This is a genomic window from Neisseria sp. KEM232, assembly GCF_002237445.1.
Taxonomy (GTDB): Bacteria; Pseudomonadota; Gammaproteobacteria; order Burkholderiales; family Neisseriaceae; genus Neisseria.
The window spans coordinates 1,298,300-1,314,874 of the sequence record NZ_CP022527.1 but is presented as its reverse complement, the minus strand read 5'-3'; the positions used below and the strand labels follow the sequence as shown (position 1 = coordinate 1,314,874).

The following is a 16,575-nucleotide window of genomic DNA, read 5'->3' as shown; positions in this document are numbered from 1 at the left end:
CAGCGGCGTATTTCCCACCCGCCGGCGGCATCGGCAGACAAGACGGCAAAGACAATGAAAAACTGCCGGACAATGCCGGCAGTTTTGTTTGGCGCTTACAGCAGGTGGGCAACACCGGCTTTCTCGTCTTCCAATTCTTTCAATGTGATATTGATGCGCTCGCGGCTGAAATCGTCGATAGCCAAATCGCGCACCAGTTTGTATTCGCCGTTTTCGCAGGTAACGGGAAAACCGAAAACCGTGCCTTCGGGGATGCCGTAGGAGCCGTCGGACGGGATGCCCATAGTCACCCATTTGCCGTTGGTACCCAGCACCCAGTCGCGGATATGGTCGATGGCGGCATTGGCGGCGGATGCGGCGGAAGACAGGCCGCGCGCTTCGATGATGGCTGCACCACGTTTGCCGACGGTAGGCAGGAAGACGTCGGCGTTCCAAGCCTGATCGTTAATCATGTCTTTCACGCTTTCGCCGTTGATGGTGGCGAAACGGTAGTCGGCATACATGGTGGGCGAATGGTTGCCCCATACGCACAGTTTTTCGATGTCGGCCACGGCTTTGCCGGTTTTCTCGGCAATCTGGCTCAGTGCGCGGTTGTGGTCGAGACGCAGCATAGCGGTGAAGTTTTTCGCGGGCAGATCGGGGGCGGACTTCATGGCGATATAGGCGTTGGTGTTGGCGGGATTGCCGACAACCAGCACTTTCACGTTGCGGTCGGCCACTTTGTTCAACGCCGCGCCCTGAACGGTGAAGATTTCGGCATTGGCCTGCAAAAGGTCGGCGCGCTCCATGCCTTTGCTGCGCGGACGCGAGCCGACAAGAATGGCGATTTGCGCGTCTTTGAACGCCACTTCGGGATCGTCGGTAGTAAACATGCCTGCCAAGAGCGGGAAGGCGCAGTCCTGCAATTCCATCATCACACCTTTAACGGCGTTTTGCGCCTGCGGCAGATCCAAAAGCTGCAAAATAACGGGTTGGTCTTTGCCCAACATTTCGCCGCTGGCAATGCGGAACAGCAAAGCGTAACCGATTTGACCGGCAGCACCGGTTACTGCGACACGGACAGGTGATTTCATACTCGAAGACTCCTATTGCATAAAATAAATTAACGGTTCGATACGGAAAGCCGCGTCGGCACATTGTTTTGCAGTCTGCCCCGACCAAGCTTTCATTGAGTTTACTTGATGGGACAATATTTAATCAAGATGTGTAAAGAAGAAAAACTCCGTTTGTAATCCGATGTAGCGGCAACACCCAAACAGGATAAAAACAGAAAACGGGAAACATTTGTATAGAGCAGAAGAAAATAAAAACAACTCTCTGAAATATTGAAATAACAAGATTATTTCCAAATGCGGTTTCAAGCCGCCGTAAGAATCCCAAGCATATTGCAACGGAACAAAACGGATACACAGCAACAAGGTAACACTTTGCTTTTAATGAATAATCCATTAAATTAACTGAAAGTTGTTTTTATTTGTAATAAAATTGTAAAAACAGATTAAAAAAAATACACGGAAGACTATTCAATCCACAACAAACAGGGTAAATTACGGGCTGAAGTAGCCCAATGTAGCCGATATTACGACCATTATTGGCAGCTTGGATTTTGAGTTCGAGAAAAATTACTGTTTGAAAGAGGAATCAAAGATGCAGACGAAAAAGCGGCCTGTATTTTTGGAGATGCCGGTTTTAATCCGTGCCCTGCCCGTTCCCGGGATAGTCTCCATTCTCCATCGCGCCAGCGGCGTGATTTTGTTCATCATGCTCCCCGTGTTGCTGATGCTGCTCGAAGGCTCGCTCAGCAGCGGGGAGACTTTTGAATCGTATAAAGCGGTTGTAGGCAATCCGCTGGTCAAACTGATTCTAATCGGCGTTCTTTGGGCGCTGCTGCACCATTTGTGCGCAGGCATCCGTTTCCTGTTCTTGGACGCCCATAAAGGTTTGGAACTGCAAACCTGCCGCAAAACAGCCAAATTGGTTTTGGCCGTTTCACTGACTCTGACATTGGTATTGGGAGTGGCATTATGGTAGACCGCAAACTGGCCGGCGCCCATTACGGCCTGCGAGACTGGGCGGCACAGCGTGTTACCGCTGTTCTTATGATTATCTATCTGACTGTATTTTTTCTGTTTTTGCTCGGAATGTCCGGAGCAGAAGACTATTCACAGTGGCAGGCGTTTTTCGATAAGACTTGGGTCAAGGTATTTACCCAAACAACCTTTATCGCTTTGCTTCTTCACGCATGGGTCGGCATCCGCGATCTTTGGATGGACTATATCAAGCCCTTCGGTTTGAGACTGACCCTGCACTGCGCCACCATCGTCTGGCTGGTTATGTGCGCGGTGTATTCGTTTAAAGTAATCTGGTAAAGGAACGAACAAATGAGTTTTCCCATTCGCAAATTTGATGCCGTTATCGTCGGCGGCGGCGGCGCTGGTCTGCGTGCCGCATTGCAGCTTTCCAAAGCAGGATTGAACACTGCCGTATTATCCAAAGTTTTCCCCACTCGTTCGCATACCGTTGCCGCGCAAGGCGGTATTTCCGCCTCACTGGGCAACGTTCAGGAAGACCGGTGGGACTGGCATATGTACGACACCGTAAAAGGATCGGACTGGCTGGGCGACCAAGACGCCATCGAATTTATGTGCCGCGCCGCTCCTGAAGCCGTCATCGAGCTCGAACACATGGGCATGCCTTTCGACCGTGTCGAAAGCGGCAAAATCTACCAGCGCCCGTTCGGCGGACATACCGCCGAGCGCGGAAAACGTGCGGTGGAACGTGCATGCGCCGTTGCCGACCGTACCGGCCATGCCATGCTGCATACCCTGTATCAGCAAAATGTCCGCGCCAACACCCAATTTTTCGTCGAATGGACGGCATTGGATTTGATTCGTGACGAAAACGGCGACGTTGTCGGCGTTACCGTTATGGAGATGGAAACAGGCGATGTTTATATCTTCCATGCGAAAGCCATTCTGTTTGCCACCGGCGGAGCAGGCCGTATTTATGCTTCCTCGACCAATGCGTTTATGAATACCGGTGACGGCTTGGGCATCTGTGCGCGTTCAGGCATTCCGTTGGAAGATATGGAGTTTTGGCAGTTCCATCCGACCGGCGTAGCAGGCGCGGGCGTACTGATTACCGAAGGCGTACGCGGCGAAGGCGGCATTCTGCTCAACGCCGACGGTGAGCGTTTCATGGAACGCTATGCACCGACTGTGAAAGACTTGGCTTCGCGCGACGTCGTTTCCCGCGCCATGGCGATGGAAATTTACGAAGGACGCGGCTGCGGCAAAAACAAAGACCACGTCTTGCTGAAAATCGACCATATCGGTGCAGAAAAAATTATGGAAAAACTGCCCGGTATCCGCGAGATCTCCATCCAATTTGCAGGCATCGACCCGATTAAGGATCCGATCCCCGTTGTTCCGACCACACACTATATGATGGGCGGCATCCCTACCAACTATTTGGGCGAAGTCGTTATTCCTCAGGGAGACAATCCGGAAGTACCCGTAAAAGGGCTGTATGCCGCAGGCGAATGCGCCTGTGCCTCCGTACACGGTGCCAACCGCTTGGGCACCAACTCCCTATTAGACTTGGTTGTATTCGGCAAATCCGCCGGCGACAGCATGATCGCTTTTGTTAAAGAACAGACCGACTGGAAACCCCTTCCTGCTGATGCAGGAGAACTGACAAAACAGCGCCTAGATCGACTGAACAACCAAACAGGCGGCGAAAAAGTAGATGCCCTACGCAACGAATTACAGCGTACCGTCCAGCTCCACGCCGGCGTATTCCGTACCGACGCCATCCTAAAAGACGGCGTGGAAAAAGTCCTGAAACTGTACGAGCGCGCCAAGAATACCGAAATCGGTGACAAAAGTATGGTTTGGAATACCGCGCGCATCGAAGCATTGGAGTTGGACAATTTGATGGAAGTAGCCAAGGCAACCTTGGTTGCAGCCGAAGCACGCAAAGAATCCCGCGGCGCACATGCTTCAGACGACCATCCCGACCGTGACGACGAAAACTGGATGAAACACTCCTTGTTCTACTCCGCCGACAACCGTTTAGCCTACAAACCGGTTCACACCAAACCGCTGACCGTCGACTATATCGAACCAGCCAAACGTGTTTACTGAGGAATACACCACCATGGAAAAAATTCAATTAAAAGTGTACCGCTACAATCCCGATGTGGATGCCAAGCCGTACATGAAAGACTACGAACTGGAAATCGAACCGACAGACGTCAAACTGCTTGACGCAATCATGAAGCTCAAGGCGCAGGACGACACATTATCGTTCCGCCGTTCCTGCCGCGAAGGCATCTGCGGATCGGACGGCATGAATATCAACGGCAAAAACGGTCTTGCCTGCCTGACCGACATCCGCAGCCTGAAACAACCTATCGTATTGCGCCCCCTACCCGGCTTGCCTGTGGTACGCGATCTGATCGTCGACATGACCCAGTTCTTCAAACAATACCACTCCATCAAACCCTACGTTGTCAACGACACCCCGGTCGATCCCGACAAAGAGCGCCTGCAAACCCAAGAAGAGCGCAAAGAACTCGACGGCCTCTACGAATGCATTCTCTGCGCATGCTGCTCGACCTCATGTCCTTCTTTCTGGTGGAATCCGGACAAATTCGTCGGCCCTTCCGGCCTGCTCAACGCCTACCGCTTTATTGCAGACAGCCGCGACACTATCACCAACGAACGGTTGGACAACCTGAACGATCCTTACCGTCTGTTCCGCTGCCACACCATCATGAACTGCGTAGATGCTTGTCCGAAACACCTGAACCCGACTCGTGCCATCGGGAAAATTAAAGAAATCATGTTGAAACGAGCCGTTTAAATATGATAACTTTCGACGAAGCAGCGAAGCGGCGAATCCGTTTCCTGACACGCCGTGGACTGCTTGAGCTCGATATTGTGCTCAAGCGGTTTATGGAAAAAGAATTCCCGCATTTGAGCGATGAAGAATTGGCGGTATTTGTAGAAATTCTGGATCTGCCCGACCAAGAATTTTTGGCTTTGGTAAACCGGAAAGAAACAACCGAAAATCCCGAATTCGCAAATTTGCTGGATAAAATCAGGCAGAGCTGAGAGGTTGGAGGCCGTCTGAAAACACCCCTTGGTAAATCTTAGAAGAATAAAGGAGTAAGAGATGTCTCAGTCAATTAAAGTGGAAATCGCAGGCAAAGAGCCCATGGAGCTGCCGGTATTGAAAGGCACACTGGGCAACGACGTTGTCGACATCCGCACCTTCACCAAAGGCAGCGGTATGTTCACATTCGATCCCGGCTTTGTTTCAACCGCCAGCTGCGAGTCGAAGATTACCTTCATCGACGGCGACAAAGGCTATCTGTACTACCGCGGCTACCCGATCGAGCAGCTTGCCGAGCACGGCGACTACTTGGAAACCTGTTACCTGCTGATCTATGGTGAACTGCCCAACGCCGAACAGAAAAAACAGTTCGTCGATACCGTGATGCACCACACCATGGTTCACGAACAGCTGACATGGTTCTTCCGCGGCTTCCGTCGCGACGCGCACCCAATGGCCATGATGGTCGGCGTGGTCGGTGCACTATCCGCCTTTTATCAGGACAGCTTGGAAATCGCCGATCCCGAGCATCGCAAAGTTGCCATTTATCGTTTGGTTTCCAAAATCCCGACGATTGCCGCGATGTGCTACCGCTATTCAAACGGCCTCCCGTTCAACTATCCGAAGAACAACCTCTCTTACGCCGAAAACTTCATGCACATGATGTTTGCCACACCGTGCGAAGAGTATAAACCAAACCCTGTTTTGGCGCGCGCACTTGACCGCATCTTCATCCTGCACGCGGATCACGAGCAAAACGCCTCTACTTCCACCGTACGCCTGGCAGGCTCTTCCGGCGCAAACCCCTTCGCCTGTATCGCAGCGGGCATTGCCAGCCTGTGGGGCCCCTCGCACGGCGGCGCCAACGAAGCCGTGCTGAACATGCTGGACGAAATCGGTGATGTCTCCAATGTTGCCGCATTCATGGAAGGCGTTAAAGCGAAGAAATACCGCCTGATGGGCTTCGGCCACCGCGTATACAAAAACATGGATCCCCGTGCCGCCATTATGAAGCGCACCTGCGACGAAGTCTTGCGCGAACTGGGTTTGGAAAACGACCCCAAATTCAAGCTGGCGATGGAATTGGAAAAAATCGCACTGAGCGATCCGTATTTCATCGAGAAAAAACTGTACCCGAACGTAGACTTCTATTCCGGTATCGTTTTATCCGCTTTGGGTATTCCCGTTTCCATGTTCACCGTCATCTTCGCCTTGGCACGTACCGTAGGCTGGATTTCCCACTGGCACGAAATGATCTCCGACCCGGGGCAAAAAATCGGCCGCCCGCGCCAACTGTATACCGGTGCTCCACGTCGCGACTACACTCCGCTGGACAAACGCTGACATGAAAATGCCGGTGTAATCTGGAATCGAAAAAGAAAGCAGGATTTTCCTGCTTTCTTTTTTGCCGCACGGTAGTAATGAAAAATTATAAAGAGTAAAATAAGGCTCAATATTTGAGCGGGCAGCTGCCCGGCAGTCTGCCGGCTCGTTTGTGTTTGTTCCCAAGTAAAGAGGCTAATGCCATGATGGATGAAAAACAGAACTTTTCCTACCTCTTCGGCTCCAATGCTCCCTATATCGAGGAGCTGTACGAAGAGTTTTTAAACGACCCGAATTCCGTAGAGGAATATTGGCGGAAATATTTTTCCGAACTGGCCGTCCAACCCGGCGCAGCCGAACGCGACGTAGCACACCGCCCCATTCAGGAATCTTTTGTCAAGCTGGCAAAATCCCGTCCCGTTGCTGCTGGAACGGTTGACGAGACCCTGTTGAAAAAACAGGTTGGTGTACTGCGCCTGATTTCGGCTTACCGCATCCAAGGCGTCGGCGCCGCACAACTTGATCCCCTGAAACGCAAACCGCCCATCCACATCGAAGGCTTGGATCCCAAATTCCACGGCCTTTCCGATTCGGATATGGCGGTTAAATTCAATGTCGGCAGCGGCGACTTCGGCGGCGGACATGAAAAACTGACCCTATCCGAAATTCTTAGCAAACTGAAACAAACCTACTGCGGCACTATCGGCATCGAGTACATGCACATCACCAACCGTGCAGAACGCCGCTGGATACGCGAGTATTTTGAAAAAACATCCTCCACGCCCAAATTCAATGCCGATGAAAAACTGTATATCCTGAAACAGCTTACAGCGGCAGAAACACTGGAACGCTACCTGCAGAACAAATACGTCGGCCAAAAACGCTTCGGTGTAGAAGGAGGCGAAAGTTCCATCCTGGCTCTGAACTATCTGGTTCAGAATGCGGGTAAAGACGGCGTAGAAGAAGTTATTGTCGGCATGGCGCACCGAGGCCGTCTGAACGTACTGGTCAACACTTTGGGCAAACAGCCGAGCGATCTGTTCGCGGAATTTGAAGGCCGCGCTGAAATCAAACTGCCCAGCGGCGACGTGAAGTACCACACCGGTTTCAGCTCCGACATCGCCACGCCCACCGGCCCCATGCACGTCACGCTGGCCTTCAATCCCTCCCATTTGGAAATCGTCAATCCCGTAGTCGAAGGATCGAGCCGCGCCAAACAAGACAGACGCGGTTCAGACGGCCAAAAACAGGTTCTGCCCGTCCTCATCCACGGCGACTCCGCCTTCATCGGCTTGGGCGTCAATCAGGCCGTGTTCAATATGTCACTAACCCGCGGCTACACCACAGGCGGTTCCATCCACATCGTCGTCAACAACCAAATCGGTTTCACCACATCCGACACCCGCGACACCCGTTCCACCGTCTACTGCACCGACATCGCCAAAATGGTCGACGCCCCTATTTTCCACGTCAACGGCGACGATCCCGAAGCCGTCTGCTTGGTGATGCAGGCCGCGATGGACTACCGCAAAACCTTCCACAAAGACGTCGTCATTGATGTGGTCTGCTACCGCAAAAACGGCCACAATGAAAGCGACGATCCGACACTGACCCAGCCAATGATGTATAAAGCCGTTGCCAAACATCCGGGCACACGAGCCATTTACGCCGACAAGCTCGCGCAGGAAGGCATCGTCAGCAAAGAGCAGGCCGATTCCTACGTTCAGGCCTACCGCGACGCCTTGGATCGGGGCGAACACGTCGAGCAAACCCGTCTGACCAACTACACCAGCAAACACAGCGTCGATTGGACGAAATACCAAGGCCAAGACTGGCGCGAAGCCGTGGAAAGCGGCCTGTCTGCCGAAGACATCAAACGTCTGGCCGACAAATTCACCGCCGTTCCCGAAGGATTCGGCTTGCACAACACCTCCAAACGCCTGATTGCCAACCGCAAAGCCATGGCAGCCGGCGAGCAGAACGTCGACTGGGGCATGGCCGAGACCATCGCCTACGCCAGCCTGGTCAGCCACGGCACGGGCGTTCGCATTTCCGGCGAAGACTCCGGACGCGGCACTTTCTCACACCGCCAAGCAGTTTTGCACGACCAAAACCGCGAAAAATGGGATTCGGGAACCTACATTTCCCTGCAACACATCAGCGACAGCCAAGCACCGTTCACCGTTATAGACTCCATCCTGAACGAAGAAGCCGTCATGGCCTACGAATACGGCTATGCCTGCTCCGCGCCCGATATGCTGACCATTTGGGAAGCACAGTTCGGCGATTTTGCCAACGGCGCGCAGGTTGCCATCGACCAGTTCATCTCTTCCGGCGAAACCAAATGGGGACGCCTGTGCGGCCTGACCGTCATCCTGCCGCACGGCTACGACGGCCAAGGCCCGGAACACTCCTCAGGCCGTTTGGAGCGTTGGCTGCAACTGTGTGCCGAACACAATATGCAGATTGTTATGCCGTCTGAAGCCTCGCAGATGTTCCACATCCTGCGCCGTCAGGCTCTGCGCTCCGTGCGCAAACCGCTGGTTATCTTTATGTCCAAACGCCTGCTGCGCTTCAAAGACGCCACCAGCCCGCTGGAAAACTTCCTCGAAGGCACGACTTTCCGCCCCGTTATCGGCGATACCGCAGAACGCGCCGACAACGGCAAAGTCAAACGCGTCATCCTGTGCTCCGGCCAAGTGTATTACGACGTCGCCGCAGGCCGTGCCGAGCGCGGCTTGGAAGAAGAAGTCGCCATCATCCGCGTCGAGCAGCTCTATCCCTTCCCCTACGCCGAGGCCGAGGCCGAGCTGGCGAAATACCCCAACGCTGCTGAAATCATGTGGGTGCAGGAAGAGCCGAAAAACCAAGGCGCCTGGTATCAGACCCGCCACCGCTTGGAATATCTGGCGCAAAACGGCCAAAAAGTCGTGTACGCAGGCCGCCCCGCCAGCGCCTCTCCGGCCGTCGGCTATGCCAGCAAACACACCGCCCAGCTCAAACAGCTGGTGGAAGACGCTTTCGCCTTTTAACCCGTCAACAGACGCGGCCCGCCGCAAAGCGGGCCGCATAAAAACCACACCTAGGAGCAAAAAATGATCGTAGAAGTAAACGTTCCCGTATTCGCCGAAAGCATCACCGAAGGCACCCTACTGACCTGGCACAAAAAAGCCGGCGAAGCAGTCGCCCGCGACGAAGTTTTGGTCGAAATCGAAACCGACAAAGTCGTACTCGAAGTGCCCGCGCCGCAGGCCGGCGTTTTGGTGGAAATCATCGTCAACGAAGGCGACACCGTCGAATCGCAACAGGTTTTGGCGAAAATCGACACCGAAGCCACCGCAGCTGCCGCAGCCCCTGCCGCACAGGCACCCGCTACCGAAGCCGCTCCCGCCGCGCCCGCTTCCAACGCCCAAGCCGGCGTCGCCATGCCCGCCGCCGCCAAACTGGCCGCCGAAAAAGGTGTGGACGTGGCATCGGTACAAGGTTCCGGCCGCGACGGTCGCGTGCTGAAAGAAGACGTGCAAAACGCCCCGGCCGCCTCCAGAGCCGCTGCTCCCGCCGCTCCGATTCCCGCCGGCGTCCGCCCCGAAGAGCGCGTACCGATGAGCCGCCTGCGCGCCCGCGTTGCCGAACGCCTGCTCTCTTCGCAACAGGAAAACGCCATCCTCACCACCTTCAACGAAGTCAATATGAAGCCGGTGATGGATCTGCGCGCCAAATACAAAGAAAAATTCGAAAAAGAACACGGTGTCAAACTCGGCTTCATGTCCTTCTTCGTCAAAGCCGCCGTTGCCGCGCTGAAAAAATTCCCCGTTGTGAACGCTTCGGTTGACGGCAAAGACATCGTGTACCACGGCTACTTCGACATCGGCATCGCCATCGGCAGCCCGCGCGGCCTGGTCGTGCCGATTCTGCGCGATGCCGACCAGATGAGCATCGCCGAAATCGAAAAAGCCATCGTCGATTACGCCGTGAAAGCCAAAGACGGCAAAATCGCCATCGAAGATTTGACCGGCGGCACATTCAGCATCACCAACGGCGGCACCTTCGGCTCGATGATGTCCACCCCCATCATCAACCCGCCGCAATCGGCCATTCTCGGTATGCACGCCACCAAAGAGCGCGCCGTAGTGGAAAACGGCCAGGTTGTCGTGCGCCCGATGATGTATCTGGCACTCTCTTACGACCACCGCATCATCGACGGCCGCGAAGCCGTGCTGACATTGGTCACCATCAAAGACCTGCTGGAAGACCCGGCACGCCTGCTGCTGGATCTGTAAGCCCCTTTCAGACGGCCTGTTCGCACAACAGGCCGTCTGAAAATCATATTCCCGTCCATATTTTCAGACGGCCCCATCCAAAGCACAGGCCGTCTGAAACCGATATAAAAGGATAGAAAAATGTCCCAACAACCATACGACGTTGCCGTTATCGGCGCCGGCCCCGGCGGCTATGTTGCCGCCATCCGCGCCGCCCAACTCGGATTCAACACCGTCTGCATCGACGCAGGCGTCAATAAAGCAGGCGATGCCCCCGCACTGGGCGGCACCTGCCTCAACGTAGGCTGCATCCCCTCCAAAGCCCTGCTGCAATCGAGCGAACACTTCCACGCCGCGCAGCACGATTTCGCCGAACACGGCATCACCGTCGGCGACGTGAAATTCAATGCCTCCAAAATGATCGAACGCAAAGACGCCATCGTCACCAAGCTCACCGGCGGCATCGCCTTCCTGTTCCAAAAAAACAAAGTCGCCAGTCTGCACGGCAAAGGCTCTTTCGTCGGCAAAAACAGCGATCTCTACCAAATCGAAGTGGACAACAAGGGCGAGAAAACCCTTATCGAAGCCAAAAACGTCATTGTCGCCACCGGCTCCGTGCCGCGTCAGCTGCCGCAGATTGCCATCGACAACGTTAATGTTTTGGACAACGAAGGCGCGCTGAACCTGACCGAAGTACCGAAAAAACTCGGCATCATCGGCTCGGGCGTAATCGGCCTTGAAATGGGCTCGGTGTGGAACCGCGTCGGCTCGCAGGTCACCATCCTCGAAGCCATGCCCACCTTCCTCGCCGCCGCCGACCAGCAAATCGCCAAAGAAGCCTTTAAATACTTCACCAAAGAACAAGGCTTGAACATCGAGCTGGGCGTCAAAATCGGCGACATCCAAAACACCGGCGCGGGCGTTTCCGTTGCCTATGAAACCGCCGCAGGCGAAGCCAAAACCGAAGTGTTCGACAAGCTCATCGTTTCCATCGGCCGCATCCCCAACACCAACGGCCTGAACGGTGAGGCTGTCGGCCTGGAAAAAGACGAGCGCGGCTTTATCAAGGTGGACGGCGACTGCCGCACCAACCTGCCCAACGTCTGGGCGATCGGCGACGTGGTGCGCGGCCCGATGCTGGCGCACAAAGCCAGCGACGAAGGCGTGGCCGTGGCCGAGCGCATCGCCGGCCAGAAACCGCATATCGACTTTAACAGCGTGCCCTTCGTGATTTACACCGACCCCGAAATCGCCTGGGTCGGTAAAACCGAAGAGCAACTTAAAACTGAAGGCGTCAAATACAAAAAAGGCACGTCCGGCTTTGGTGCCAACGGCCGCGCGCTCGGTCTGGGCAAAGCCAAAGGCACGGTCAAAGTGCTGGCCGATGCCGAAACCGACCGCATCCTCGGCGTGCACATGGTCGGCCCGATGGTGAGCGAACTGATCGCCGAAGGCGTGGTCGGACTCGAGTTCTCCGCCAGCAGCGAAGACCTTGCCCGCATCATCCATGCCCACCCGACCCTGTCGGAAGTGGTGCACGAAGCCTGCCTGGCCGCCGACAAACGCGCCCTGCACGGTTAATTAAGGCCGTCTGAAAAACAAAAACGCCGCCGCGCCCTGCCGCTGCGGCGTTTTTTGTTTTCACAAAGCCCGTACCCATCCCTGCTCCGCGCATCGGCGGCACGGATTGAAGTCCCAGTAAAACATCAGGCCGTCTGAAACGTTCAGACGGCCTTTTTTGATTTTTTCCTGCCTATTTGCGCGTACCGAGCTGGTCGAACACGCCGCCGTCGGCAAAGTATTTCGGCATGATTTCGTCCCACGAGCCGAACACCTCGTTGGGATTAAAGGTTTCCAGCGGCGGCAGCTCGGTGGCATGGGCGGCGAGCACCTGCGGGTCGGCGGGGCGCAGATAGAGTTTCGCACCCAACTCCTGCGCCGGTTTGCTCCACAGATAATTCAGATATTCCGTTGCTGCGGCGCGCGTGCCGCGTTTGTCGGCCACGCTGTCCACCACGGCCACCGGGCTGTCCATGCGTATCGAGTATTTCGGATAGACGATTTCCACTTCGCCCCTGCCAAACTGCTTGGCCGACAGATTGGCCTCGTTTTCAAACGTCACCAACACGTCGCCGATATTGCGCTGCATAAACGTGGTGGTGGCCGCGCGGCCGCCGTTTTCAAACACCTCCACATTGGCGAGCATTTTTTTCACATAACCGCGCGCCTTCGCATCGTCGCCGCCGTTGGCTTTCAGGCCGTAGCCGTATGCGCCGAGAAAGGTGTAGCGGCCGTTGCCCGTTACCTTCGGATTGGCGATCACCAGTTTCACGCCCTCCCCTGCCAAGTCGCCCCAATCCTTAATCTGCTTGGGGTTGCCTTTGCGTACGAGAAACACGGTGGTGCTGGTGAAGGGCACGGCGTTATTGGGAAACGCATTCTGCCAGTCGGCCTTCACCAAACCTTTTTTCACCAGCAGATCGATGTCGGAAGCCTGGTTCATCGTCACCACATCGGCCTGCAAACCGTTGGCAACGGCCAGCGCCTGCTTACTCGAGCCGCCGTGCGACTGCTGCACGGCAAGCGCCGCACCGTCGTGCTGTTTTTTGTATTCTTCGACAAACAGCGGATTGAAATCCTTGTAAAAATCGCGGGCAACGTCGTAAGAAACGTTCAACAGCTTCGTCTCCTGCGCCGCGCCGCCTGCGGAAGCGGCGTTTTGCGCCGCATTGTCGGGCGCACAGGCGGAGAGCGCGGCGGCGGCAATCAAGGCGGCAAATGATTTTTTCGGCATGGGGTTTCCTTTGATGTTTTTTTCATAAGGCGGATTTATGCCAGAGGCCGTCTGAAAAAGGAAAGAACCGTTTGCCGCAGCATTATGGCCTTTGGTTATAAACCCTTTCAGACGGCCTTCTTTCAGGCCATCTGAAATCCGCATTAAACCGCAAAACACAGAAAAAAGTTTACACCACACGTTATTTTGTTAAAATTCGAGCCTTTACTTTAAACTGCGTTAAAACAACACATGAACCAAACCGCCAACCGCCTCCGCATTACCGCCCTCCTCACCGCCGCCGCCCTCTCCGCCCAAGCCCAAGCCTCCGGCTACCACTTCGGCACCCAGTCCGTCACCGCCCAAAGCACGGCCAACGCCGCCGCAGCCGAAGCCGCCGACGCCGCCACCATTTTCTACAACCCCGCCGGCCTCGCCAAACTCGACGGCAGCGAGGTCACCACCGCCCTCAACATCGTCGCCCCGCACATCGCCTACGGCGACGCCGAAGCCGAATATTTCCGCGGCGGCAGCGTGCGCGGCGAAACCTCCGGCAAAATTACCAAAGACATCGTGCCCGCGCCCCACCTCTACGGCGCATACAGGGCAAACGACAACCTGACACTCGGCCTCGGCATCTACATCCCCTTCGCCTCCTCCACCGAATATCAGAAAAACTCCGTCCTGCGCCACAACCTCAACCAACTCGGCCTCACCACCGTTGCCATTGAACCCGTCGCCGCCTACAAAATCAACGACCGCCACGCCGCCGCCGTCGGCCTGATCGCCCAATATTCCACCGCCGAGCTGCGCAAATACGCCGACTGGAACGCCTCCGGCCGCCTCGGCGCGCACAACGGCCTTTCAGACGGCCACGCCGAAGTCAAAGGCAAAGACTGGGGCTTCGGTTACCAGCTCGGCTGGCTGTGGAACATCGACGACCGCACCCGCGTCGGCCTCAACTACCGCTCCAAAATCAGCCACGACATCAAAGGCACGGCCGACTGGACGCCCGACGGCGCCGCCGTCACCACCCCCAGCCCCCTGCTCGGCGGCAAAAACGCCTACGACGCCCTCATCAGCACCGTTTCCGGCTACAAACCGCACGAAAAAGCGCACGTCAAAATCGTCACCCCCGAATCCCTGTCCGTGCACGGCATGTACCAAGCCACAGCGAAAACCAAACTCTTCGCCGACCTGACCTGGACGCGCCACAGCCGCTTCAACCGCGCCGAACTTATCTTTGAAAACAGCAAAGCCGTCGTCAGCGGCCGCTCCGACCGCACCGTCATCACCCCCAACTGGCGCAACACCTACAAACTCGCCCTCGGCGGCGCCTACCAATACAGCGAACCCCTACAACTGCGTGCCGGCCTCGCCTTCGACCAAAGCCCCGTGCGCGACGCACAAAGCCGCCTCAACACCCTGCCCGACGGCAACCGCATCTGGTACTCCGTCGGCGTCAAATACACCCACAAAAAGCGCCACGTCTTTGACATCGCCTACAGCCACATCCACATCAACGACACCCGCTTCCAAGCGGCGGCCGCATCCGGCCGCGACGTCGACAGCAAAGGCCGCGCCTCCGCCTCCTTCAAAAACCACGCCGACATTCTGGGCTTGCAGTACACCTACAAATTCTAGGGCGTGTTGACAATCAACATTTTGGCGTCTTTTCCGTCCTAAAACGGCATCTGCCGCGTTGAAAATACTCGCCTATGGACGGCATAGGCTCGCATTTTCGCCTTGCATCCGCCATTTTATGCCGAAAAATCCGCTTCAAAAGTTGAATGTCAACACGCCCTAGGGACTGTTCAGACGGCCTCAAAGCACACAAAGGCCGTCTGAAAGCGCAGCTTCAACGAAGTGAAAAAAGGCCGTCTGAAACGCCAAAAGGCTTTTCAGACGGCCTTTTGCCGCACGCCTTATCCCGCCCGGGACGCCATCCGCCGCACGGCCTGCAACACCGGCGGCAATTCGGTGAAGCCGTCGGATGCGAGGAAATGCCCGCCGTGCGGCACAACGGTCATACGCGCGTCAAGCTGCTGCGCCAAAAGCCGCGTGTTCTCGGGCGGCACAATGGTATCGTCGGCAGCGGCAAAAAGTTCGATATTGCCCGTCATCGCCCGCAGTGCGGGAAAGTCCAAGGTGCAGCGGCGCACATAGGCATCGACATCGAAACCTCCGATGCGCGGCAGCGTCGGAATCGGCGCACCGAAAGCGGACACCAGCACCAGCCCGCCGATGCGCTTCGGCCGCAACGCGCTCAAATAATGCAGCACGGAAACCGTGCCCAAGCTGTGGGCGACGAAAATATCGTTTTCAGACGGCCTGCCGACAGCATCGGCCAAAGCCTGCTGCCAGCGGTCGAAATCGGGCATGCCGCTGTCGGGCAACGCCACTCTGCGGGCAGAAATACCCGCGTGGACGAGCGCCGCTTCCAGCCAGGCAAACCAATGGTCGCTAACCGTCGCGCCGTAGCCGTGAATAATAAAGACCCGTGCGGAAGACGGGGCGCTCAGACGCGCGCAGGCGGCAAACAGCCCGATGCCTGCGGCGGCGCAGAATGTGCGGCGGTTCATATAAAATACTCCCTGCGGCAATATTGAAACGGCAGAGCTTACAGGCTGCCACCGTGTCAGGGTCAAGCAGACAAACAGAAAGGAAACGGATGAAAATCGGAGCATTCTCCCGCACCAGCGGCGTCAGCATACGGATGCTGCGTTTTTACGAAACAGCAGGCATCATCACCCCCGCGCGCACGGCAGGCGGCTACCGCGAATACACCGAGCGTGACATCTCCTTCGTGCGCAAAGCGGCCATGCTCAACCGCGCCGGACTGGCCTTGAAAGACATCGCCCTGCTGCGCGACTGCCTGCACGACGAGCCGCAGGATTTCTGCACCGAACTGCGCGGCAGACTGCACGCCGCCCGCGCGGCCGCGCTGGACGAAATCGAACGCCTGCGCCAATCCGAACGGCTGATTGCCGCCCTGCTTGGCGACGGAGAAAACGGCAAAGGCACAGAGGCCGTCTGAAAGCACAGCTTCAACAAAGTTAAAAAGGCCGCCTGAAACGCCAAAGCGCTTTCAGACGGCCTTTT

Annotated in this window: 14 protein-coding genes; 11 read left to right on the top strand and 3 right to left on the bottom strand. The window is 56.0% G+C overall.

Annotated features, from left to right (window positions below):
* Positions 1–95: 95 nt before the first annotated feature.
* Positions 96–1,073 (bottom strand): malate dehydrogenase, encoded by a 978-nt coding sequence (locus tag CGZ77_RS06525; RefSeq protein WP_009425657.1) that lies wholly within the window; start codon positions 1,071–1,073, stop codon positions 96–98.
* Positions 1,074–1,647: 574 nt separating this feature from the next.
* Here CGZ77_RS06525 and sdhC point away from each other — a divergent pair.
* The 9 genes from sdhC (at position 1,648) to lpdA (ending at position 12,281) form a co-directional block, all read left to right on the top strand.
* Positions 1,648–2,031, top strand: a complete 384-nt coding sequence (gene sdhC / locus CGZ77_RS06520) for a succinate dehydrogenase, cytochrome b556 subunit (protein ID WP_036495766.1) — start codon at positions 1,648–1,650, stop codon at positions 2,029–2,031.
* Positions 2,025–2,369: a succinate dehydrogenase, hydrophobic membrane anchor protein gene (gene sdhD / locus CGZ77_RS06515; RefSeq protein WP_009425660.1), complete on the top strand. Its 345-nt coding sequence runs from the start codon at positions 2,025–2,027 to the stop codon at positions 2,367–2,369. Before sdhC ends, sdhD begins: the two co-directional genes overlap by 7 nt.
* A 12-nt stretch (positions 2,370–2,381) precedes the next feature.
* Positions 2,382–4,145 carry a succinate dehydrogenase flavoprotein subunit gene (sdhA, locus tag CGZ77_RS06510; protein WP_009425661.1) on the top strand — a complete coding sequence of 588 codons (1,764 nt, stop codon included), beginning with the start codon at positions 2,382–2,384 and terminating at the stop codon, positions 4,143–4,145.
* A gap of 13 nt (positions 4,146–4,158) precedes the next feature.
* On the top strand, positions 4,159–4,866 hold the full coding sequence (locus CGZ77_RS06505; RefSeq protein WP_036495770.1) for a succinate dehydrogenase iron-sulfur subunit: 708 nt from the start codon (positions 4,159–4,161) through the stop codon (positions 4,864–4,866).
* Between the two features lie 2 nt (positions 4,867–4,868).
* Positions 4,869–5,117: a succinate dehydrogenase assembly factor 2 gene (locus tag CGZ77_RS06500; protein ID WP_009425663.1), complete on the top strand. Its 249-nt coding sequence runs from the start codon at positions 4,869–4,871 to the stop codon at positions 5,115–5,117.
* A 61-nt stretch (positions 5,118–5,178) separates the two neighbouring features.
* Entirely contained in the window at positions 5,179–6,462 is a 1,284-nt protein-coding gene (gene gltA / locus CGZ77_RS06495; RefSeq protein WP_094031046.1) for a citrate synthase, read from the top strand.
* Positions 6,463–6,644: 182 nt separating this feature from the next.
* On the top strand, positions 6,645–9,473 hold the full coding sequence (locus tag CGZ77_RS06490; protein WP_094031045.1) for a 2-oxoglutarate dehydrogenase E1 component: 2,829 nt from the start codon (positions 6,645–6,647) through the stop codon (positions 9,471–9,473).
* Positions 9,474–9,536: 63 nt separating this feature from the next.
* Positions 9,537–10,721, top strand: a complete 1,185-nt coding sequence (gene odhB / locus CGZ77_RS06485; protein WP_009425667.1) for a 2-oxoglutarate dehydrogenase complex dihydrolipoyllysine-residue succinyltransferase — start codon at positions 9,537–9,539, stop codon at positions 10,719–10,721.
* A 120-nt stretch (positions 10,722–10,841) separates the two neighbouring features.
* Complete coding sequence (lpdA, locus tag CGZ77_RS06480) at positions 10,842–12,281, top strand: dihydrolipoyl dehydrogenase (protein ID WP_009425668.1); 1,440 nt, start codon at positions 10,842–10,844, stop codon at positions 12,279–12,281.
* A gap of 172 nt (positions 12,282–12,453) precedes the next feature.
* On the opposite strand, the gene CGZ77_RS06475 is transcribed toward lpdA, so the two are convergent.
* Complete coding sequence (locus CGZ77_RS06475) at positions 12,454–13,494, bottom strand: sulfate ABC transporter substrate-binding protein (protein WP_036495774.1); 1,041 nt, start codon at positions 13,492–13,494, stop codon at positions 12,454–12,456.
* A 231-nt stretch (positions 13,495–13,725) separates the two neighbouring features.
* Between CGZ77_RS06475 and CGZ77_RS06470 the strand changes: the two genes are divergently transcribed.
* On the top strand, positions 13,726–15,117 hold the full coding sequence (locus tag CGZ77_RS06470) for an OmpP1/FadL family transporter (protein ID WP_009425670.1): 1,392 nt from the start codon (positions 13,726–13,728) through the stop codon (positions 15,115–15,117).
* A gap of 281 nt (positions 15,118–15,398) precedes the next feature.
* Here CGZ77_RS06470 and CGZ77_RS06465 read toward each other — a convergent pair whose 3' ends face one another.
* Entirely contained in the window at positions 15,399–16,055 is a 657-nt protein-coding gene (locus CGZ77_RS06465) for an alpha/beta hydrolase (protein WP_009425672.1), read from the bottom strand.
* An 89-nt stretch (positions 16,056–16,144) separates the two neighbouring features.
* Between CGZ77_RS06465 and CGZ77_RS06460 the strand changes: the two genes are divergently transcribed.
* Complete coding sequence (locus CGZ77_RS06460; RefSeq protein ID WP_009425673.1) at positions 16,145–16,510, top strand: MerR family transcriptional regulator; 366 nt, start codon at positions 16,145–16,147, stop codon at positions 16,508–16,510.
* Positions 16,511–16,575 lie beyond the last annotated feature (65 nt).